The sequence below is a fragment of the Phenylobacterium sp. genome (assembly GCF_030693625.1).
Lineage (GTDB): Bacteria > Pseudomonadota > Alphaproteobacteria > Caulobacterales > Caulobacteraceae > Phenylobacterium > Phenylobacterium ferrooxidans.
In genome coordinates, this window is the sequence record NZ_JAUYAF010000084.1 from 1 (window position 1) to 20,358 (window position 20,358).

At 68.8% G+C, this 20,358-nt stretch carries 20 protein-coding genes; 13 read left to right on the plus strand and 7 right to left on the minus strand.

The window, feature by feature from the left end; all coding sequences use genetic code 11:
- Nucleotides 1–297: 297 nt before the first annotated feature.
- A complete protein-coding gene (locus tag Q8N10_RS19125) occupies nt 298–1,050 on the minus strand; it encodes an extensin family protein (protein WP_304782930.1) in 753 nt (250 codons plus the stop codon).
- Nucleotides 1,051–1,170: 120 nt separating this feature from the next.
- Here Q8N10_RS19125 and Q8N10_RS19130 point away from each other — a divergent pair, with 120 nt between their 5' ends.
- The 6 genes from Q8N10_RS19130 (at nt 1,171) to Q8N10_RS19155 (ending at nt 8,921) form a co-directional block, all read left to right on the plus strand.
- Nucleotides 1,171–2,646, plus strand: a complete 1,476-nt coding sequence (locus Q8N10_RS19130; protein ID WP_304782927.1) for a M20 family peptidase — start codon at nt 1,171–1,173, stop codon at nt 2,644–2,646.
- 349 nt (nt 2,647–2,995) lie between these two features.
- Nucleotides 2,996–3,604, plus strand: coding sequence for an ATP-dependent Clp protease proteolytic subunit (locus tag Q8N10_RS19135; RefSeq protein ID WP_304782925.1), 609 nt, complete (start codon nt 2,996–2,998; stop codon nt 3,602–3,604).
- Nucleotide 3,605: 1 nt separating this feature from the next.
- Nucleotides 3,606–5,207, plus strand: coding sequence for an alpha-amylase family glycosyl hydrolase (locus Q8N10_RS19140; RefSeq protein WP_304782922.1), 1,602 nt, complete (start codon nt 3,606–3,608; stop codon nt 5,205–5,207).
- Nucleotides 5,208–5,224: 17 nt separating this feature from the next.
- Nucleotides 5,225–6,331: an aromatic ring-hydroxylating dioxygenase subunit alpha gene (locus Q8N10_RS19145; protein ID WP_304782919.1), complete on the plus strand. Its 1,107-nt coding sequence runs from the start codon at nt 5,225–5,227 to the stop codon at nt 6,329–6,331.
- A gap of 53 nt (nt 6,332–6,384) precedes the next feature.
- Complete coding sequence (locus tag Q8N10_RS19150; RefSeq protein WP_304782917.1) at nt 6,385–7,617, plus strand: hypothetical protein; 1,233 nt, start codon at nt 6,385–6,387, stop codon at nt 7,615–7,617.
- Entirely contained in the window at nt 7,614–8,921 is a 1,308-nt protein-coding gene (locus Q8N10_RS19155) for a DUF2272 domain-containing protein (protein WP_304782914.1), read from the plus strand. The genes Q8N10_RS19150 and Q8N10_RS19155 overlap by 4 nt, the downstream gene beginning before the upstream one ends.
- Nucleotides 8,922–8,930: 9 nt before the next feature.
- Here the strand turns inward: Q8N10_RS19155 and Q8N10_RS19160 are convergent, their stop codons facing one another.
- Nucleotides 8,931–9,941, minus strand: a complete 1,011-nt coding sequence (locus Q8N10_RS19160) for a hypothetical protein (protein ID WP_305663977.1) — start codon at nt 9,939–9,941, stop codon at nt 8,931–8,933.
- Nucleotides 9,942–10,035: 94 nt separating this feature from the next.
- The gene (locus Q8N10_RS19165; protein WP_304782907.1) at nt 10,036–11,145 is read right to left on the minus strand and encodes a L,D-transpeptidase; all 1,110 of its coding nucleotides are present in this window, start codon (nt 11,143–11,145) and stop codon (nt 10,036–10,038) included.
- Nucleotides 11,146–11,222: 77 nt separating this feature from the next.
- Between Q8N10_RS19165 and Q8N10_RS19170 the strand changes: the two genes are divergently transcribed.
- Together Q8N10_RS19170 and Q8N10_RS19175 are read left to right on the plus strand one after the other, a co-directional pair.
- Nucleotides 11,223–12,050 carry a D-alanyl-D-alanine carboxypeptidase family protein gene (locus Q8N10_RS19170; protein ID WP_304782904.1) on the plus strand — a complete coding sequence of 276 codons (828 nt, stop codon included), beginning with the start codon at nt 11,223–11,225 and terminating at the stop codon, nt 12,048–12,050.
- 161 nt (nt 12,051–12,211) lie between these two features.
- The gene (locus Q8N10_RS19175; protein ID WP_304782901.1) at nt 12,212–12,997 is read left to right on the plus strand and encodes an alpha/beta fold hydrolase; all 786 of its coding nucleotides are present in this window, start codon (nt 12,212–12,214) and stop codon (nt 12,995–12,997) included.
- A 167-nt stretch (nt 12,998–13,164) separates the two neighbouring features.
- Here Q8N10_RS19175 and Q8N10_RS19180 read toward each other — a convergent pair whose 3' ends face one another.
- The gene (locus Q8N10_RS19180) at nt 13,165–13,803 is read right to left on the minus strand and encodes a glutathione S-transferase family protein (protein ID WP_304782898.1); all 639 of its coding nucleotides are present in this window, start codon (nt 13,801–13,803) and stop codon (nt 13,165–13,167) included.
- A 65-nt stretch (nt 13,804–13,868) separates the two neighbouring features.
- On the opposite strand from Q8N10_RS19180, the gene Q8N10_RS19185 reads away from it, so the two are divergent.
- Nucleotides 13,869–15,512, plus strand: coding sequence for an acyl-CoA dehydrogenase family protein (locus tag Q8N10_RS19185; protein WP_304782896.1), 1,644 nt, complete (start codon nt 13,869–13,871; stop codon nt 15,510–15,512).
- A gap of 1 nt (nt 15,513) precedes the next feature.
- Here the strand turns inward: Q8N10_RS19185 and Q8N10_RS19190 are convergent, their stop codons facing one another.
- Together Q8N10_RS19190 and Q8N10_RS19195 are read right to left on the minus strand one after the other, a co-directional pair.
- A complete protein-coding gene (locus Q8N10_RS19190) occupies nt 15,514–16,119 on the minus strand; it encodes a TetR/AcrR family transcriptional regulator (protein ID WP_304782894.1) in 606 nt (201 codons plus the stop codon).
- Between the two features lie 117 nt (nt 16,120–16,236).
- Complete coding sequence (locus Q8N10_RS19195) at nt 16,237–16,890, minus strand: TetR/AcrR family transcriptional regulator (RefSeq protein WP_304782889.1); 654 nt, start codon at nt 16,888–16,890, stop codon at nt 16,237–16,239.
- A gap of 508 nt (nt 16,891–17,398) precedes the next feature.
- On the opposite strand from Q8N10_RS19195, the gene Q8N10_RS19200 reads away from it, so the two are divergent.
- Nucleotides 17,399–17,599, plus strand: coding sequence for a twin transmembrane helix small protein (locus Q8N10_RS19200; RefSeq protein WP_304782883.1), 201 nt, complete (start codon nt 17,399–17,401; stop codon nt 17,597–17,599).
- 2 nt (nt 17,600–17,601) lie between these two features.
- Nucleotides 17,602–18,171 carry a cob(I)yrinic acid a,c-diamide adenosyltransferase gene (locus Q8N10_RS19205; protein WP_304782877.1) on the plus strand — a complete coding sequence of 190 codons (570 nt, stop codon included), beginning with the start codon at nt 17,602–17,604 and terminating at the stop codon, nt 18,169–18,171.
- Between the two features lie 8 nt (nt 18,172–18,179).
- Here Q8N10_RS19205 and Q8N10_RS19210 read toward each other — a convergent pair whose 3' ends face one another.
- A complete protein-coding gene (locus tag Q8N10_RS19210) occupies nt 18,180–18,443 on the minus strand; it encodes a hypothetical protein (RefSeq protein ID WP_304782875.1) in 264 nt (87 codons plus the stop codon).
- 149 nt (nt 18,444–18,592) lie between these two features.
- On the opposite strand from Q8N10_RS19210, the gene Q8N10_RS19215 reads away from it, so the two are divergent.
- Complete coding sequence (locus Q8N10_RS19215) at nt 18,593–19,339, plus strand: electron transfer flavoprotein subunit beta/FixA family protein (RefSeq protein ID WP_305663978.1); 747 nt, start codon at nt 18,593–18,595, stop codon at nt 19,337–19,339.
- Nucleotides 19,339–20,283, plus strand: coding sequence for an electron transfer flavoprotein subunit alpha/FixB family protein (locus Q8N10_RS19220; RefSeq protein WP_304782869.1), 945 nt, complete (start codon nt 19,339–19,341; stop codon nt 20,281–20,283). The genes Q8N10_RS19215 and Q8N10_RS19220 overlap by 1 nt, the downstream gene beginning before the upstream one ends.
- Nucleotides 20,284–20,358 lie beyond the last annotated feature (75 nt).

A 20,358-nucleotide genomic window follows, 5' to 3' on the forward strand; every position in this document is an offset into this window, starting at 1 on the left:
CCCCCCCCCCCCCCCCCCCCCCCCCCCCCCCCCCCCCCCCCCCCCCCCCCCCCCCCCCCCCCCCCCCCCCCCCCCCCCCCCCCCCCCCCCCCCCCCCCCCCCCCGCGACCGGGCTCTGAGCTTGAGGCTCGCCCCCTCCACCACCCTGCGGGCGGTCCCCCTCCCCCGTTCCGCTCCGCTTCACAGGGGAGGAAGGATGGCCACGACTCCGATTCGGGCCCGGTTCGTTCACCCTCGGTTCCGTCTGTTAACCATGGTGAATTTTGCGTTAATTCCGCGTTTGTTCCGTCCGCGGCCTTAACTGCAGAGCGCCTCGCCGCCCATGTCGAGGTGGAAGTGGTTGGCGTGGGCGGCGTTGTAGTCGGGGGACAGGACGGTGGTGAACACCCGGCAGCCCTCGTCGCGGACCCGGCGCAGGAAGCGGCCCTTGGGGCCCGGATCGTTCCAGTCCTTCAGCACACTGATGGTTTCGCCGTTGGCCAGCCGGAAGCCGGCGACATCCAGGGCGTTGGCGCTGGCGTGCTCACTGACCCGGCTGGTGGGCAGGCCGTAGATGTTGCGGCAGGAATAGGAGCCGTAGTTGTCGATGGCGGTGACCGCCTCCCCCAGCACCTCGAAGGCGGCGGGCTGGACCACCTGGCGCTCCCAGATGGAGACCGCAAGGGTCTCCTTGCAGGTCATGGAGACGTCCGCGGGGCGCAGGGGCGCCATGCCGCCGGTGATCCGCAGGGCGCCGCGAACCTGGCAAGTTCCGTCGGCGGAGGTTTCCTCCACTTCCCGGAAGCTGAGACCGCCCTGGGCGAGGACCGCGCGGCAGGCGGCGGCGTCCTCGCCGGTGCGGGCCGCCTTGGCCTTGGTGGCCACGCCGATGGGGTCGATGACGCTGAGGGTCTTCCAGGGCAGGTGCTGGACCGGAATGGACCGCTCGGCCAGCAGGGCCATGATACCGACGATGCCCCAGATCAGGACCAGGCCCACGACCCGCGCGATGATGGTCTGGTGGCGGGCGTGTTTTTCGGTGTGGGGATGACGGGGGGCGCGGTAAGCCATGGGGGACTAACGGTGAAGCTTCCTCATGGTTTCCTTTGGCGCGCGATTAGCAGTCTAGCACAGCTCTTTCCTGACCTTGCGAGAACAGCCTAGGGTCCACGATCATTTGGGGTGGGGACGATGAAAACGGCGGCGAAGATCGGCCTGGGCCTGGGTGGGGCCGCTGTCCTGCTGGCGGGCGTGATCGCGGTGCGCACCGCGACCTTCAAGGCGCCGGCGGCGGCGGACCTCTCCGGCGTCAAGCTCGCGCCAGCGGTGGCCGTGGACCGGGCCCTGGCCGCCCAGCACCTGTCCCAAGCCATCCAGATCCGAACCATCAGCCACCAGGACCGGGCCGATGACCAGCCCGCCGAATGGGACCGGCTGCACACCTGGCTCACCGCCACCTATCCGGCCGCCCACGCCGCCATGGGCCGCGAGGTCGTGGCCGGCCACACCCTGATCTACACCTGGAAAGGCTCCGACCCGGCGCTCGCCCCCATCGTGCTGATGGCGCACCAGGACGTGGTGCCGGTGACCCCGGGCACCGAGGCCGACTGGAAGCATCCGCCGTTCAGCGGGGTGATCGCCGACGGCGCCGTCTGGGGCCGGGGCGCCATCGACGACAAGGGCTCCCTGGTGACCCTGTTCGAAGGCGTCGAGATCCTGGCCCGGCAGGGCTTCAAGCCCCGGCGCACGGTGATGATCGTCTCCAGCCATGACGAGGAGGTGCGCGGCGAGGGCGCGCGCGCCGCGGCGGCCTGGATGAAGGCCAAGGGCATCCGCGCCGAGTTCGTGCTGGACGAGGGCCAGGCGGTGATCTCCGACAACCCGATCACCGGCGGCCCGGTGGTGCTGATCGGCCTGGCCGAGAAGGGCTATGGCACCCTGAAGGTGACCGCCCGCGCGCCCGGCGGCCACTCCTCCTCCCCGCCCAAGGACGGCGGCGGGGTGGTGACGCTCTCCAAGGCGGTGACCGCCATCGCCGAGAACCCCTTCCCGATGAAGTTCTCCGGCCCCGGCGCGGCCATGCTCACCAGCCTGGCGCCCGGCGGCCCGCCGGCCATCCGGATGGCGGTGGCCAACAGCTGGCTGTTCTCCCCCCTGATCGTGGCCCAGACCGCCGCGACGCCTGCAGGCGCGGCGCTGCTGCACACCACCATCGCGCCCACCATGCTGAAGGGCAGCCCCAAGGAGAATGTGCTGCCGCAGGACGCCACGGCCTGGATCAACTATCGGATCGCGCCGGGCGACACCTCGGCCGATGTGATGGCCAAGGCCAAGGCCGCCGTGGGCGACCTGCCCGTGGACCTGACCTGGGTGAAGACGCCCGACGAGCCGTCGCCGGTGTCCTCCACCAGTTCGCTGGGCTGGAAGACCATCGCGGCGGTGGCGGGGGACCTCGCCAAGGCGCCCGTGGCGCCCGGCCTGGTGACCGCCGGCACCGACAGCCGCTACCTCGGTCCGGTGGCCAAGGACGTCTACCGCTTCCAGCCGATGACCTTCTCGCTGGCGGGGACGACGATGATCCACGGCACCAACGAGCACCTGTCCCTGGCCAACCTGGAGCAGTGCGTGCAGTTCTACGCCCGCCTGATCGCCACGGCGGCCCGGTAGGGGGAAGACGAGGAACCACGAACCTCACGAACGACACGAACAGGCAGCGTCACGCCAGTGGTGTCATCCGGGTGTCCGGGCCAGCGGAAGACCCGGGGGCCCTCCTCACCGATTTCTCCGGCATACCGCGCGCATATGGGTCCTGGACAAGCGCTGCGCGCCTCAGGGATGACACCTGTTGTATTGTTCGTGTCGTTCGTGAGGTTCGTGGTCGACCTTTTTAGGCGTCACCGTGACCACACGTCCGCGGTTTCACCCAATTAAACAGCCGATCTTAACCCTGCACACCTTGCGATCCGCTGCGGCGCAACGCACGTTCCGTCCAACTTGAGACCTGGAGACTTTTCGAATGCGCAATTGGCGGTTGGACGAAGACGAAGAGGGCGACAGCGCCCGCAAGCCCGACATGCCGATGACGGCCGGCCCAGTGCAGAACGGGCTCTACAAGTCCCGCACGGTGCTGATCTTTGGTGAGATCGACATGCGTTTGGCCGAGCGGGTCACGGCCCAGCTGCTGGCCCTGTCCAACGACAGCGACGCCGACATCCGGGTGATCGTCAATTCCCCCGGCGGCCACGTCGAGAGCGGCGACACCATCCACGACATGATCACCTTCTGCGGTCCCAAGGTGAAGATGATCGGCACCGGCTGGGTCGCCAGCGCCGGCGCCCACATCTATCTGGGCGCGCCCAAGGAAAACCGGCTGTGCCTGCCCAACACCCGCTTCCTGCTGCACCAGCCCTCGGGCGGGGTGCGCGGTCAGGCCTCGGACATCGAGATCGAGGCCGAGGAGATCGTGAAGATGCGTGAGCGGGTCAACCGCATGATCGCGCGCGAGACCGGCCAGTCCTACGAGAAGGTGGTCAAGGACACGATCCGGAACTTCTGGATGGGGGCCGAGGCCGCCAAGGAATACGGCATCGTCTCGCGGATCATCAGCCGCGCCGACGAGGCCTAGGGTGTCGGCCGCGCCCTGGTGGAAGGGCGCGGTCGTCTACCACATCTATGTCCGCAGCTTCTTCGACAGCGACGGCGACGGCCACGGTGACCTCGCGGGCGTCGCGGCCAAGCTGGACTACATCAAGGACCTGGGGGTCGACGCCATCTGGCTCTCCCCGGTCCACCCCTCGCCCAACCGCGACTGGGGCTATGACGTCTCCGATTTCGAGGGCGTGCATCCCGACTACGGATCGATGGCCGACCTCGAGGCCCTGGTGGAGGCCGCCCACGGGCGCGGCCTGAAGGTCATGCTGGACGAGGTGCTGTCCCATACCTCCGACGAGCACGCCTGGTTCGCCGCCAGCCGCGACGGCGGGCCCGATGGGGAGAAGGCCAGCTGGTACGTCTGGGCCGATCCGGCGCAGGACGGGACCGCGCCCAACAACTGGCTGTCGGTGTTCGGCGGCCCGGCCTGGGCCTACCAGCCGGCGCGGCGGCAGCACTATCACCACAAGTTCCTGCGCCAGCAGCCCAAGCTGAACTGGCGCAATCCCGACGCCAAGGAGGCGGCCATCAGCGTGCTGGACTTCTGGCTGGCCAAGGGGATCGACGGCTTCCGGCTGGATGTGGCCGGCACCTTCCTGCACGACGACAGCCTGACCGATAATCCGGCCGTGCCGGCGCCGGAGCGGACCCGCCACCACTGGGCCCACGCCAGCGAGATGCAGGTCCACCTGAACGACAGCAACCTGCCCGAGAACATCCCGCTGCTGGACGAGATCCGCACCCGGGTGGACGGCCACGGCGACCGGTTCGTGTTCGGGGAATTCTCGGAGGAAGAGGAGCGGTGCGGCGCCTATTGCACGCCGGAAGACGGGCTGCATTCGGCCTATACCTTCGTGCTGCTGCATGCGCGAAAGCTCAATCCGCAGATCTTCCGCGACCATTTCGAGACCCTGGCGCGGCATCCGGGGCACTGGCCCTGCATCTCCTTCTGCAACCACGACATCATGCGTACCGCCACCCGGTTTGGCGGCGGCGAGCAGGTCGCGCGGCTGATGCTGGCGCTCTTGCTGTCGCTGAAGGGTACGACGCTGCTGTATCAGGGCGAGGAACTGGGTTTGCCGCAGGCCCAGAGCCTGACCCGGACCGAGATCCGAGATCCGGTGGGCGACCTCTACTGGCCGATCTCCAAGGGCCGCGACGGCTCGCGCACGCCGATGCCATGGGCGCCCGGCGAAAACCTCGGCTTCTCCAGCGCCAAGCCCTGGCTGCCCAGCGCGCCGGAGCACCGCGACCTGACGGTGGCGGCCCAGGCGGCGGATCCCGACTCCACCCTGGCCTTCTCCAAGGCCCTGATCGCCCTGCGCAAGGCGTCGCCGGCCCTGACGCGAGGCGAGATCGAGATGCTGCCAGCGGCGGGCCAGGTGCTGGCCTTCACGCGGACGCAGGGGGATGAGCGGGTGCTCTGCCTGTTCAACATGGGCGCCGAACCCGCCGTCTTCGAGCAGGCCGGGCTGGCCGGCGACCCCGTCTCATTGCCCGGTTTGATCCAGGCCAAGGCGGCGCCCGGACGGGTCGAGTTGGCTCCCTACGCCGTGGCCTTCATACGACGGCCCTGAACCGCTACAAGGACCCCATGGCCGACGGTGACACCAAGTCCGCAAAAGCCCCCGCCGCCGAGGCTCGGTTCGGGCGCGGGTTCCTGGGCGATATCTGGTATTTCGCGGCGCTCTCCAGCGACCTGAAGCCGGGCAAGCTGCAGCGCTACGAGCTGCTGGGCGAGCCGGTGCTGCTGTACCGGGACCGCAAGGGCTGCGTGCACGCCATGAAGGACATCTGTCCGCACCGGGCCGCGCCGCTGTCGGCGGGGACCCTGACCACCGAGGCCGATGGCCGCGAGGTGGTGGCCTGTCCCTATCACGGCTGGCGGTTCGGGGGCGACGGCGCCTGTACGGCGATCCCGTCCCTGGTGGCCGAGCAGGCGATGGACGTCAGCCGCATCCGGGTGCGCCACTATCCCGCCGCCGAGAGCCAGGGCCTGGTCTTCGTCTGGGTCAGTTCCGATCCGCGCTTCGACGGGCAACCCAGCGAGCCGCCGCCGGTGTTCGAGGGCGTGGTGGGCGGGGCGCCCAAGCTGGTGGACCGCATGGTGTTCGACGCCCATATCGACCACGCCGTGGTGGGGCTGATGGACCCGGCCCACGGCCCCTATGTGCACCAGCAGTGGTGGTGGCGCTCGGCCAAGAGCCAGCACGACAAGGCCAAGAAGTTCGAGCCCCGCGAGGCCGGCTTCGCCATGGTCCGCCATGAGCCGTCCAAGAACAGCCGCGCCTATGTGGTGTTGGGCGGCGAGCCCCTGACCGAGATCACCTTCCGGATTCCCGGCCTGCGCTGGGAGCATGTCACGGTCGGCAAGCGGCAGGTGCTGTCGCTGACCTGCCTGACCCCGGTCAACGAAACCCAGACCAGGATCACCCAGATCGTCTGGTCCGATCACCCGGCCTTCCTGTTCCTCAAGCCCTTCGTGGCCTGGGGCGCGCGGATCTTCCTGCGCCAGGATGGGGACATGGTGAACCTGCAGAACGAGGGCCTGCGCTATGACCCTTCGCTGCTGTGGATCGACGACGCCGACCGCCAGGCCAAGTGGTACCAGCAGCTGAAGCGCGAATGGACCGCCAGCCGCAAGGAGGGCCGCCCGTTCCGCAATCCGGTGGAGGCCGCCGTCCTGAAATGGCGAAGCTGAACCGTTGACCTAACAGCGTTCGCGCGCGACGCTCTACCTTAAGGGGAAGAGCTATGGCGTGGGGCCGCTCCGCACATCTGATCATCGGCTTGACCGCCTGGCTGGCCTGGGCCGCGCCGGCCGCCGCCGGCGTTCTGGTCCGCGCGCCCAGCTATGTGAACCTCAGCGCCCAGGCGCGGACCTGGCGGCTGACGGACTCAAGTTGGGGCTTCATCAGCCCGCTTTCGACCGCCGTGGCGAGCGAACTGGAAAAGTGCAAGCGGGTCGACCCCGCCGTGGCCGCGCCGCTGCAGATGTCCCCGAACCGGCTGGACAAGGCCTCCGCCGACGCGCTCGCGGCCCTGCGCACCTGCCGCAAGCGCTGGTTCGAGAAGGCGACCCCTGTGGGCGCGGCCGACGAGAAGCTGTGGGTCAAGCTCATGAACCGGCCGCCGCCCTCCACCCTGGACCGAGCCAAGGTGATCGCCTTCGGCGCCGCGCCCCTGACGCCCGACTATGACCGCACCCTGTGGGACTGGGACCGGGGCTCGGGCTTCGCCAGCGCCGATCCGGCGGCGATCTTCAGCTGGGGCCCCTACAAGTCGACGGCCGGCCATGGTTGCACGTTCCAGCGGGCGCTGTCGGCCCTGACCGCCAGCCCGGTCACCGGCCCCATGGTGCGCGAGGCCTTCGCCGAGGAGGGGCCGCTGCTGGACCAGCTGATCGACCAGTCCAGGCCCGACTGGTGCGCCAGCGCGGCGGTGATCCTCAAGCCGGTGTTCGACGATTCCGAGCGCCGCGAAAATTTCCGCATCATCTTCGCCAAGCTGGCGGGGCGCCCGGAGATCCGCGCCGGCTATGACGGCTATTTCCTGGGGCCGAACGGCTATTTGGGCCGCCGCATCGCCCGCCACTACGACCTCTATGCGCGGGCGGGCCTGACGCCGACCAGGATGGACTTCGCCTATTTCCTGGACCGGTCGCTGGACTATCCGCCGCTCAGCGAGGCCCAGATCGTCGACCTCTCGGCCACGGTCCGCGCCGGACGCATGACCAACTGGCAGGCCCGGCGACTGATCGCCAATGTCACGCCCTTTTCCTCCCCCGGCGCGCGCAGCTATCAGCTCGGACGGGATGCGGTCTATTTCATCGAGGCGCTGGGCCAGGAAGGCCTGGACGACACCGAGCGCGCCTCGTGGATCAGGAACAGCCGGCTGAAGGCCAGCGACGTGGGCCTGACCGAGGAGCCCTACGCCCCGCCGTGCGACGTGGTCTTCCTGCCCGGCTGCCCGGGAGGCCAGCCATGAGATCCCTGCTGCTGGCCGGCGCCCTGGCCACCTGCGTGGTCGCCGCCCCGCCCCCCGCCCGCGCGGCCGGCTATGTCATCGACCGCGCCGAGCTGAAGGCCGCCTGCACCTCGGCCGCCGCCCGGCCGCCGCCGCCCATCGGCGCCGAGATCGCGCGGGTGGCCACCGACCAGTGGGCCAAGTTCGGCTACGGCCGGGTCAAGGAGACCGCCGCCGACGCGGTGATCGAGAAACAGGGGGACGGCGCCCTGGCCGGGTCGCTGTCCTGGGACGCCGTCTGGCAGTTCTGGGCCTTCACCGGCTACGACAACATGCTGACCTTCCCGTATGAAGTCGTGATCAGCGGGGGCACGCCGCAGATCCTGAAGGCCAACAGCAAGGCCAATATTGAGGCCGCCACCGCCAAGTTCGGCGCGGGCACCCCACCGGCGCGGGCCATCGCCGGGGCCATCAAGCGCTCGTCCACCTCGTCCCTGCCCTGGTCGGCGGTTTTCGTCTCGTCGGTGATGAAGCGCGCCGGCCTGACCAGCGACCAGTTCCGCCCCGCCGCCGCCCATGCGGGCTATATCCAGGCCGCCGTCGACGGCTACGGGTTTGGGCGCAACGCCTATGCCTACCTGGCCTGCGACCCGAGCTGGGTCGAGCCGCGGGTCGGGGACGTGGTCTGCTACTCCCGCAATGCGAGCCCGGTGCGGTCCTTCACCCAGGTCCTGGCCGGGGTCGAGCGCGCCTCATCCAGCCGCGGCGCCTATTCCTACGAGAGCCACTGCGACGTCGTCAGCCAGGTGGCGCGCGCGCCCAAGCACGTGGTCCACACCATCGGCGGCAATGTCGGCGACACGGTCACCAAGACCGAGCGGACCCTGGCCGGCGGTCCGATCACCACGGGGCGGCCCATGGCCTGGATCGCGGTTCTGGTGTTGAAGCCCGACCCGTCGGTGGCGCCGCCTGCCCCGCCGCCGCCACCGCCACCAGCGCCCGCACCGCCGCCGCCGCCGCCTGCTCCACCAAGTCCGCCGCCCCCGCCCGTTCCTCCGGCGCCGGAACCTGAGCTGGCGCCAGCCCCGCCGACTCCGGAGCCGGCACCTCCGCCGCCCCCGGCGCCCGCGCCGGAGCCAGCCCCGCCACCGGAGTCCGAGCCCGCACCCGTTCCACCGCCCGCGCCTGAACCCGCGCCTCCACCGGAGCCCACGCCCATAGCGGCGCCCACGCCGGAGCCGACGCCCGTCGCAGAGCCTGCGGTTCCGGACGCACCGGACGCGCCGGCGCAGGAGGTGGATGAATCAGCGCCGTCGCCGGCCTAGCCGCCCGGGTCAGGCCACCTGGCGCGGGGCGGCCTCGGGGGTGGGGTCGGTGAGCCGCAGGTCGTCGATGCGGATGGGGGCGAAACCGCGCGAGGCGTCCCAGTCCAGGCGCCCGCCCAGGGCGGTAATGCAGGAGACGGGCTCAAGCCGGGTGAGGTCCATGCGCGACAGGGCCGCGTGGGGCAGGCGCACGTAGAGCACCGGGTGCTGTTCGTATTCGCCGGTGCGGCCCGGCAGGTGGCAGCGGGTCACCACCTCGACGGAGTCGCCGCCCACCACCGCCAGCACCTCGGTCCCGATGCGCAGGGTGATGGAGCAGACGTTGGAGATGTGCATCTCCTGGATGTTGGCCATCGGCATCACGGCGTATCCGGCCCGCTCATTGTCGACGGCGATGATCGCCTCGTCGGGAATGGCGTCCAGTTCCAGGGCGTCCAGATAGACGATGATCCGCCCAGACGAGGGCATGGCGATGGCGAACCCCTCGAGGGCCGGGGTGATGGCCTCCAGGTCGAGGTTGATCCTCAGGGTCTGTTCGATGGCGGAGAGGTCCATGGCCAGCACACTTGAGGCCAGGTTGACGTCGAGATTGTGCGCCTCGGCGGCCCGTTTGCCGCGGTTGTAGAGGTCGGCGTCCTCCTTGGCGGCGGTCAGCACGGCCTCGGCCAGGGCCCGCCGGCGGTCGGCGCCCAGGCCAAACAGGGCGTCGATCAGGCCGGGCTCGTAACGGGCCAGCTTCTTTCGGGCGATCTGTTCCTTGGTGTGGGTGCGTGGCGCCGGCTCCACCAGGCCCAGGGAGGCGATCGTGTTCCAGTCCTTGCGGGCGTACTTGATGCAGTGGGCGCGGGTGAGGTTTTCGACCAGCTTGTCGTACTTGGCGGCGTTGGCCACCGTGGTGTCGGGCTTCTTGGCGCGGGCCGCCGGACGTTCCTTGCGCTCCCGGTCCCGCAGGGTGCGCTTCGTCGCCCGGTCGATCCGGTTCATCGTCGCGATCACGGTCTTCGCCGCTTGCCCTGACATTGCGTCACTCCGAGACTCTTGGTCACACCCATTCTGGGTATTCTCTGAGTAACCTTGGTTTCTGACTGACCGGTTAAAATGGCCAGCTCGTTGATCACGCTGTCGTTTTTCCCGCTTTGGTTTCAGAGCCCATAAACACCACCACCGCGCCCTTTTTGACGGCGGCGCCCAGTTCGTTGGCGTCCCAGTTGGTCAGCCGCACGCAGCCGTGACTGGCGGTCTTGCCGATCAGGACAGGGTCGGGTCCGCCATGGATGCCGTAGGTGTCCTTGGTGAGGTCGATCCACATGGAGCCCACCGGATTGTTGGGGCCGGCGGCGATGGTGAACTTGCCCTTCTTGCCGTCGCCAAAGGTCAGGCGCTTGGGGTCGTAGATCCAGGTGGGGTTGGGGGCGATGGTCCGCACCGCCCACTCACCGGAAGGCGCGGGCCGCTCGGTGGACCCCACGGAGGCCGGATAGACCGCCAGCAGGACATTCCCCTCGCCATAGGCGCGGACCTCGCGCTCAGCCTTGTCCACCTCGATGCGGGTGACGGCGGCCTCCAGCTTGTCGACGCCGGGCGCCACGACGACGATGGTGGTCCCGGCGACGGCGAAATCGACCTCGGGGTTCAGGGCCTTGAGCAGACGCTCGTCCATATGGAAGCGCTCAGCGAACATCTCGGCCGGAGTGGCGAAGCCGAGCTTCTCCAGCTTGGCCTGGTCCTCGCTCTTGGCGGGAATCTTCACGAACGGGCCCGCGACGTCGTCGGCGGTGATCACATAGTCCTGGGTCACCGGAATGGCGCCGGCGGTCAGCGCGTTCCAGGTGGCCTCATCCAGTTCGCCGGTCGCGGTCAGGTTCCTGGCGCCCTGGAAGGCCGAGACCGCCTGGCGCATGTTCTCGCCCTTGGCGCCGTCGATGACGCCCGGCGAGAAGTGAGCGCGGTCGAGCAGGACCTGGGCGCGGACCAGGGCTGGCTTCAGGGCGACCGCGTCCTTCACCGTGGCGGCCGGCAGGACGGCGGCGTCGATGGCCTTGCCCTGTTCCGAGGTCGAGCCGGTGACCGGGGATGGCACGGCCAGCGGCTGGGTGGCGATGTCTTGCAGCGCCGGCGCAGCTTGCGCGTTGACTGCCGGAGGGGCGGTCTTGCCGCCCGGAGGCGGCTCGGAGCAGGCGGCCAGCGCGACCGTGAGGACAAGGATCGATGCAGACCAGTTCATCAGTGGACCTCCGCCATAAGCCGCTCACAATGGGCGTCGTGACCAGGAAGCCCTCAAGCTTTGGACGGTTCCGGCGGATGGCCGGGGCGATGGTGGCCGGCGCCGTCATGCTGGGTGGAGCGACGGCCAGCGCCCAGACCTCGCGCTCGGCCTGCACGGTGGCCACCTTCGAGCCCCCGGCGCGGATCAACGCCTCGTCCCTGCGCAGCCTCTCCTGGGCGCCCTTCCGCCGTGACGAGGTGGGCTGGGAGACCTATGCCCCGATGATCCAGCGCGAACTGGGGACGCTCTGCGCCCCCGACACCTCGCGGTTCTCGCAACTGTTGGCCGGCTTCCAGAAACGCTTCCGCCTGAGGGGCACCGGTCAGATGGATGCCGCGACCTTCAACGTCTTCAAGGGCGTCTGGCAGGAGCGGCGGCCCTTTGTGATGGTCAATGTCAAAGGCTATTGCCCACCGCCGCCGGCGTTCACGGCCCTGGACCTCGCCGCGCCGGCCGAGAGCTACGGCGGCAAGACCATTGCGCTGCGGTCCGGGGCGCTGGACGCCTATCGCCGGATGGTGGCGGCGGCCAAGCGGGTCCCGGCCATCGCCAAGGACAGCCGGAGTCTGACCATCTTCTCCGGCTACCGCGATCCGGACGCCGACGCGGTCCGCTGCGTGACCGACGGCAATTGCGACGGCGTCGTCAGGGCGACCTGCTCGCCGCATCGCACCGGCCTGGCCCTGGACCTCTATGTCGGCCAGGCGCCGGGCTATGGGCCCGATTCCAGCGCCGACCCGAACCGGCTGCATATGAGCAACACCGCGACCTATCGCTGGATGCTGGCCAACGCCCATCGATTCGGCTTCGTGAACTATCCCTTCGAGCCCTGGCACTGGGAGTGGATCGGCCAGGCTCCATAGAGCGTGACAGCCGAAAGTGGCCGCCGGTTTCGGCGCCCGTCGCCCTCTACATTTTAGTGGGAGCCCTTCTGATCGCTTCAAATGGCCATTTGAAGCGGAACGGCTCCAGGTAAGATGGGCGCGACCCGGCCGCAGAGCCGCGCTGCACACGGAAACGCTCCATGCCGACCTTCACCTCCGACGGCCTGACCCTGGCCTATGATGACAACGTCCCGCCCGGCGGCGGGGAACGCACCATCGTCCTGGTCCATGGCTTCTCGTCCAATCGGAACGAAGGGTGGAAGCGAACGGGCTGGTACACGGCTTTTGACCGCCGCCGCATCCGCTGCATCGCCCTGGACCAGCGCGGCCACGGCGAGAGCGCCAAGCCCCACGAGCCCGACGCCTACACACGCGACAAGCTCGCCTCCGACGTCATCGCCCTGCTGGATCACCTGGGCCTGAACCGGGTCGATCTGTTCGGCTATTCCATGGGCTCGCGCACGGCGCTGGCCACGGCGCTCAAGGCCCCGGACCGTATCTCGAACCTGATGCTGGGCGGGGTCGGCGGGACATTGATCGGCGAGCGCGCCCTGCCCGGCGGCAATCCAATGGCCGAGGCCATGCTCGCCGAGGACCCCGAGACCATCACCCAGCCGATGCTGAAGAGTTTCCGCCAGTTCGCCGACGAACAAGGTGAGGACCGCCAGGCGCTGGCCGCCATGACCGGCGCCCAGAACCCCGCCTTCGACCGCGACGCCATGGCCACCCTGCCCATGCCGGTCCTGGTGGTGGCGGGCCAGGGCGACACCGGGGCCGGCGATCCCGCCGACCTGGCGGCTGTCTTCCCTCACGCCCACGGGATCACCGTTCCCGGCTGCGACCACTTCTCCGCCATTCCCCATGCCCTGACCAAGGCGGCGGTGTTCGACTTCCTGGATGGGGAGTTGGACTACCCGAGCCGGTAAATCCTCCCCCAGCGCGCCAGCGCGCTGTAGGGGAGGTGGTGGACGGCGAAGCCGGCTGCCGGAGGGGGATCACGTCGTCGACAACTCTTCGACCCTAAAACAAGGGTCAAAGCCCCCCTCAGGCGCTTCGCGCCAGCTCCCCCAGAGGGGGAGCATCTTTGATCCGACTACGCCTTGGCGCGGGGGCCCATATTGTAGGGACCGCCCTTCTGGAGCGCGGCCTGATAGGCCGGGCGGGCCTGGAAGCGTTCCAGCCAGGCGGCGATGTTGGGGTAGGTGGCGAGCCGTCCGAAGGCGCCGGTGACCTCGCCGACGAAGCTCATCTGGACGTCGGCGCCCGAGAACTCCGAACCCATGATCCAGTCCTTGCCGGCCAGGGCGCCGTCGACATAGCCGAGATGGTTGGCGATCTCGCTCTCAAGGCGCGGATGCAGCGGCGCGCCGGCTTCGCCGAGGCGGCCGACATACATGAACAGCATCAGGGGAAGCATCGCCGAGCCTTCGGAATAGTGCATCCACTGCTGGTAGTGGTCATAGGCCGGGGTGGACGGATCGGGCTGCAGGCGGCCGCCGGCATGGCGGCGGATGATGTAGTCGATGATCGCGCCGCTCTCGATGACCGTCATGTCGCCGTCGGTGACCACCGGGGATTTGCCCAGGGGGTGGACGGCCTTCAGGTCTGCCGGGGCCAGACGGGTGGTGGCGTCGCGGGCGTAGTGCTTGATCTCATAGGGAAGCTTCAGCTCCTCCAGCAGCCAGAGGATGCGCTGCGAGCGCGAGTCGTTGAGGTGGTGGACGACGATCATGGCGCTCTCCTGAAATGCTTTACGACGTATAGGCTCACCTGGCGGCGGGCGCCTATAGTCGTACGATGTCCGACCTGATCCTGCCCCGACTGATAGATCTTCTGGCCAAGGCCGCCGACCAGGCGGAGGCCGTCGTCAACGAGGCCAAGGCCGCCGTCTCCGCCCTGGTCACCCGCGACGGCCGGCTGGACCGCGCGGCCCTGGACGCCCAGCAGCACGCGGCCCACGGCCTGGCCTGGGCGGCGGCCTATGCGCAGACCCTGCGCCAGACCGCGGTCTGGGCGCGCGCCCTGGAGGGGGACTTTGGCGAGGCCGAGGCCCTGCCCGCCCAGCTGCTGGCCTTCGAGTATCTGAGCCAGCTGGCCGGCGGCATTCCCATGAACCAGGGGGAGATGTTCCGGCTGAGCGACCTTGGCCTGCTGGACGACCGCCTGCGTCCGGTGATTGACAGCCTGCGCCCCGGCGCGACCCAAGGCGTGAAGAGCCGCATTGTCGAACTGCTGGAGGCCGCGCGGGGCCGGCCGTCCCTGGAGGCCAGCGGCCTGGACGCCACCCTCGACATGATCCGCGACCAGTTCCAGGCGTTCGCCGCGGAAAAGATCACCCCCTACGCCCACGGCTGGCACCTGCGCGACGAGCTGATTCCCCTGGAGCTGCTGCAGGAGCTGGCTGAGCTGGGGGTCTTCGGCCTGACCGCGCCGGAGGAATATGGCGGCTCGGGCCTGGGCAAGATCGCCATGTGCGTGGTGTCCGAAGCCCTGTCGCGAGGGTGGATTGGCGCCGGGTCGCTGGGCACCCGCTCGGAGATCGCCGCCGAACTGCTGCTGGTCCATGGGACCGACGACCAGAAGGCCCGCCTGCTGCCCGGCATCGCCTCGGGCGCCATCATTCCCACCGCCGTCTTCACCGAGCCGGAGTCAGGTTCGGACCTGGGGAGCCTGCGCACGCGGGCGGTGCGCGACGGCGCGGTCTGGCGGGTCAGCGGCGCCAAGACCTGGATCACCCATGCGGCGCGCGCCGATCTGATGACCCTGCTGGTGCGCACCGATCCCGTCAGCAAGGACCACCGCGGGCTATCCATGCTGTTGGCGGAAAAGCCGCGCGGGACCATGGCCGAGCCCTTCCCGGCGCCCGGCATGAGCGGCGGCGAGATCGCGGTGATCGGCTACCGGGGCATGAAGGAGTACGAACTGGCCTTCGACGGCTTCGAGGTTTCTCAGGCCAACCTGCTGGGCGGCGTCGAGGGCCAGGGCTTTTCGCAGCTGATGGCCACCTTCGAGAGCGCCCGCATCCAGACCGCCGCCCGCGCCATTGGGGTGGGACAGGCGGCCCTGGACATCGCCCTGGACTACGCGCTCGCGCGCAAGCAGTTTGGCCAGCCGATTTCCGACTTCCCCCGCGTGGCCAACAAGCTGGCCATGATGGCCGCCGAGCTGCTGGGAGCGCGGCGCCTGGCCTGGTTCGCGGCGCGCGCCAAGGACGAGGGCCGGCGCTGCGACCTGGAGGCGGGGATGGCGAAGCTCGTGGCCGCCCGGGTGGCCTGGGCCGCCGCCGACAACGCCGTGCAGATCCACGGCGGGACGGGCTTTGCGGTGGAGCAGCCGGTGAGCCGCCTGCTGGCCGACGCCCGCATCCTCAACATCTTCGAAGGCGCTGGCGAGATTCAGGCCCAGGTGATCGCCAGACGGCTTCTCGAGGGCGGCAACTGACTTACGGCCTGGGCGCGAAGCCCTGGCAGATCAGGCCGATGTGGCGGTCGAAGACGGCGCTCATGGCCTCGGCGTCGCTGTCGTTCCAGGCCGCCAGCCGGTAGGTCCAGGCATAGGAAGCCATCAGGGTGTCGACGGCGATGTCGAGGTCGGTGGTCGGGTCGACATCGCCCCGGGCCACCCCGTCGGTCAGGCAGTCCTTCACCACCTGCCTCAGGTGCGGGTTGCGCCCGAACGGCCGAGAGGCCGGCTCCAGCGTCCAGTCATAGGCGGCCGCGATATGGGCCAGGAACAGCTTCGTGCGGCGGGTCTCGAAGGCGTAGTGGATGGCGAACATCGACCGCAGCCGGTCGGCGGTGGAGCCGCGCAGATGCGGCACCACGCGGTCAAGCTCAGCATAGAGGGCGTCCAGCCGGTCGGCCATGACCTGGCTAAGGATGTCGCCCTTGGAGGAGAAGGTGGTGAAGACGCTGCCCACAGAAACCTCGGCGACGCGGGCGATCTCGCGGACCGTGGTCTCTTCATAGCCCCGCGTCTCGAAGAGATCGCGCGCCGCGTCGAGCACACGTTTCCGCGTGGCCTCCTTCTGAGACTGTCTGACGCTCAAACGATTTCCCCCCGACGCCGCGTCGTAAACGCGCGGCTTGACCCAAGGTTAGGGTGAAACCCCGCGCCGCGACGCTCCTCTCAACCGGGCGCGACAGTACGTCGCACCCGAACTCGGTCAACCCCGACGGGCGCCGGCGAGGATCACGCGAATCTGGTCCTTCGCCTTGGCCTGCAGCGCATCGATGCTCCAACCCAGGAAGATCGCCTCCGGATAGTTGGCAAGGTAGCAGTCGAACAGCATCTGGGTGCGCAGCTTGACCTCGGCCTCCTGGCTGAGTTCGCCGCGCTCCACGCCGGCCAGCAGTTGCTCGCTGATCAGGTCGTGCAGGGCCAGAACCGGCGCCATGTTGCGCAGCTCCGGGCCCTGGTCCGGGCTCCAGGAGATCGAGAAGGCGGCGCGGGCCAGGGGCAGCTGGCTCTTATAGAAGGCGTAGCCGGCGCAGAAGGCCTTCAGCAGGCAGTCGTCCACGGCGCGGCCCCGGTGGGCGGCCTCGCGCATGACCTCGGCCAGCGACGCCATGTCGACGAGCATGATCTCGCGGAACAGGTCCGACTTGTCGGCGAAGTTGGCGAACACTGCGCCGGTGGACATGCCGGCGGCCGCGGCGATGTCGCGGATGGTGGCGCCCTCATAGCCTTGTTCCGAAAACAGGCGGCGCGCAGCGGCCAGCACCTTGGCGCGAGTCTGCTGCTTGGCCAGGGCACGCCGCGTCGGGACGCGGACTTCGGCTTCCTGGGCGCCCTGGAGGGTGACGGTGTCGTGTTTCATATTGTGCGTTCAGCCTGGGGAGGGCCGCCTTCGCGTGTTGTTCAATCCGTACGCAAACTCTTCGACCTGACCGCTCCAGCCCGACATGAATCCGCACGGGCTGACGCCCGCGTCGGACAATGTCGCGCTGACAGGCCGTCAGCCCGCACTACAACTGCAGAATTCGGACGCGGGGAGGCGTCCAGGCCATGGGACCGGTTGGGTCATATGGCGTTTCGTCGTTCTCTAACCCGATCGCCGCGGCGCGTCCAAGCGAAAGGGTCAATTTTGATCAAGTTCAGCTAACTCGTTCCGCGATACGAGAGTTAAGCTGGGTTTAGCTCATAGGTTGAGGCAAGCCGGTGTGGCGCAGCGTCGCACGCGCCCATTTTGGGGCGATTGTATCGTTGCAGATCAGAAATACGGCGGGACGACATATCCTCGATCAATGAGCGCGCTCGTGTAACGACGTTCCAACGCGCGATTCGGCGGGTGGTTTCACGTGGCGGCACGACTTAGATTGCGGCCCATGGAACGCGCATTCGACATCCTCATCCCTCTCGCCCTGCTGGCGGTGACGGTCACCTTATTCATCGGCCTCTTCGCCCTATTTCGCGGCGGCGAATTCGGCCGGACCTATTCGAACAGGCTGATGCGGCTGAGGGTGCTGCTGCAGGCGATCGCGGTGGCCCTGCTGGTGGCCGCGGTCTGGTGGCGGCGACAGGGCTAGGGATGGTCACGCTCAACAGGATCTACACGCGGACCGGCGACAAGGGCGCGACCCGCCTGGCGACGGGCGCGACTGTCAGCAAGGCCTCCCTGCGGGTGGAGACCTATGGGGCGGTGGACGAGACCAACGCCTGTATCGGCCTGGCCCGACTGCACACCACAGGTGAGTTCGACCTCATGCTGGAGCGCATCCAGAACGAGCTGTTCGACCTGGGCGCCGATCTCTCCACACCGGCCAAGGCCGACGAGGCTCCGGGCCAGATGCTGCGCATCCTCGACAGCCAGGTGGCGCGGATCGAGAGCGAGATCGACGGTCTGAACGCCGACCTCCCGGCGCTCGCCTCCTTCGTCCTGCCCGGCGGGACCCCGGCGGCGGCGGCCCTGCACCTGGCCCGGACGGTGGCGCGACGCGCCGAGCGAGTCGCCGTGGCGCTGATGGAGTCGGGGGAAGAGGTGTCCGGCCCCGCCTTCCGCTACCTCAACCGCCTTTCGGACCTGCTGTTCGTCGCGGCCCGCCACGCCAACGACGGCGGCAAGGCCGATGTCTTCTGGAAATCAGGCGCCACGCGCTGATCGCGGGACTATTGAGCCGCGGCGGCCCTCACCTTGGCGGCGTGCGCCTTGGCGGCCTTGCGCTGTTCGGGCGTGTCGATCACCCGGCCGGTGATGTCGGAGATCAGCACGGGACGGGCGCAGGTCCGGCCGCGCCAGTCCCACCAGTCGCCACGGGCCTCGCAGGCCTGGCCGGGCATCACCCACCCCACCTGATAGACCGTGACCGCCACGAGGGAGAGGGCGAAGACCCCCACGAAAATCAACATCAGGCGCTTGATCGTTCGGTTCATGATCTTCGTCTTGCAGGAGTTTCGAGCAGGCTGGGGGGCCGCTCCGTCAAAATTGCGGCGCAGTGTGTCAGGCGTCGGCTTGCATTGCGCGTCGGAACCGTTATGCCCCAACCGTTCAATTTTTAGCAATTTGAGGCGTTAGCGAAGCCATGAAGGTGCTCGTCCCCGTAAAGCGGGTGATCGACTACAACGTCAAGGCCCGGGTCAAAGCCGACCAGACCGGTGTGGACCTTGCCAATGTGAAGATGTCCATGAACCCCTTCTGCGAGATCGCGGTCGAAGAGGCCGTGCGCCAGAAGGAAAAGGGCGTCGCCACGGAAGTTGTGGCCGTGTCCATCGGCCCGGCCCAGGCGCAGGAAACCCTGCGCACGGCCCTGGCCATGGGCGCCGACCGCGCGATCCTGATCCAGACCGACCAGGACCCTGAGCCCCTGGCCGTCGCCAAGCTGCTCGCCGCCATCATCGGCGAAGAGAGCCCCGACGTCGTGATCATGGGCAAGCAGGCCATCGACGGCGACAATAACGCCACCGGCCAGATGCTGGCGGCGCTGCTGGACTGGCCCCAGGCGACCTTCGCCAACTCGGTCGAGCTCTCGGCCGGAAACGCCAAGGTGGGCCGCGAGGTCGACGGCGGCATCCAGACCATCGACGTGACCCTGCCGGCGATCATCACCGCCGACCTGCGTCTCAACGAGCCGCGCTACGCCTCGCTGCCCAACATCCTGAAGGCCAAGAAGAAGCCGCTGGACATGAAGGAAGCCGCCTCGCTCGGCGTCGACACTGCTCCGCGCCTCAAGGTCGTCAAGGTCACCGAACCGCCGAAGCGCGGCGGCGGGATCAAGGTGGAAAACGCCGCTGACCTGGTCACCAACCTCAAGACCGCGGGGGTGCTCTAATGGCCGTTCTCGTTATCGCCGATCATGACAACGCGTCCCTGAAGGACAGCACCCACAAGACCGTGACCGCGGCCCTCGCGCTGTCGTCCGACGTCGACATCCTGGTGGCCGGTTCCGGCGCCAAGGCCGTCGCCGAGGCCGCCGGCAAGATCGCCGGCGTCCGCAAGGTGCTGCTGGCCGAGAGCGACGCCCTGGGTCAGGGCCTGGCCGAGGCCGTCACCGCGGTCGTCGTCCCCTTGATGAGCGGCTACGACGCCGTCCTGACGCCGGCCACCTCGCAGGGCAAGAACTTCAGCCCCCGCATCGCGGCCAAGCTGGACGTCGCCCAGATCTCGGAAATCGTCGAAGTGGTCGACGCCTCCACCTTCGTGCGGCCGATCTATGCCGGCAACGCGCTGGAGACCGTTCAGTCCTCCGACGCCAAGAAGGTGATCACCGTCCGCGCCACCGCCTTCAAGGCGGCCGGTGAGGGTGGCTCGGCCTCGGTCGAGAGCACGGGCGCCGGCGACGGCGCGCCCAAGACCAAGTTCGTGGACCAGCAACTGGTGAAGTCGGCCCGTCCCGAACTCGCCGGCGCCAAGATCGTCGTCTCCGGCGGTCGGGCCATGGGTTCGGCCGAGGAGTTCCAGCGGGTCATCGACCCCCTGGCCGACAAGCTCGGGGCCGCCATCGGCGCCTCGCGCGCCGCGGTCGATGCGGGCTACGCCCCCAACGACTATCAGGTCGGTCAGACCGGCAAGGTCGTGGCCCCGGAACTGTATGTCGCCATCGGCATCTCCGGCGCCATCCAGCACCTCGCCGGGATGAAGGACTCCAAGATCATCGTGGCGATCAACAAGGACGCCGACGCGCCGATCTTCCAGGTCGCCGACTTCGGCCTGGTCTCCGACTACAAGACCGCCGTGCCGGAACTGATGGACGCCCTGGCCGCCGCTGGGAAGTAATTCCGACCGACAAGGCCGATACGACCGGGGGCGGTTCCGCGAGGAACCGCCCCTTTTCGTTGCGCTGTGGCGGGC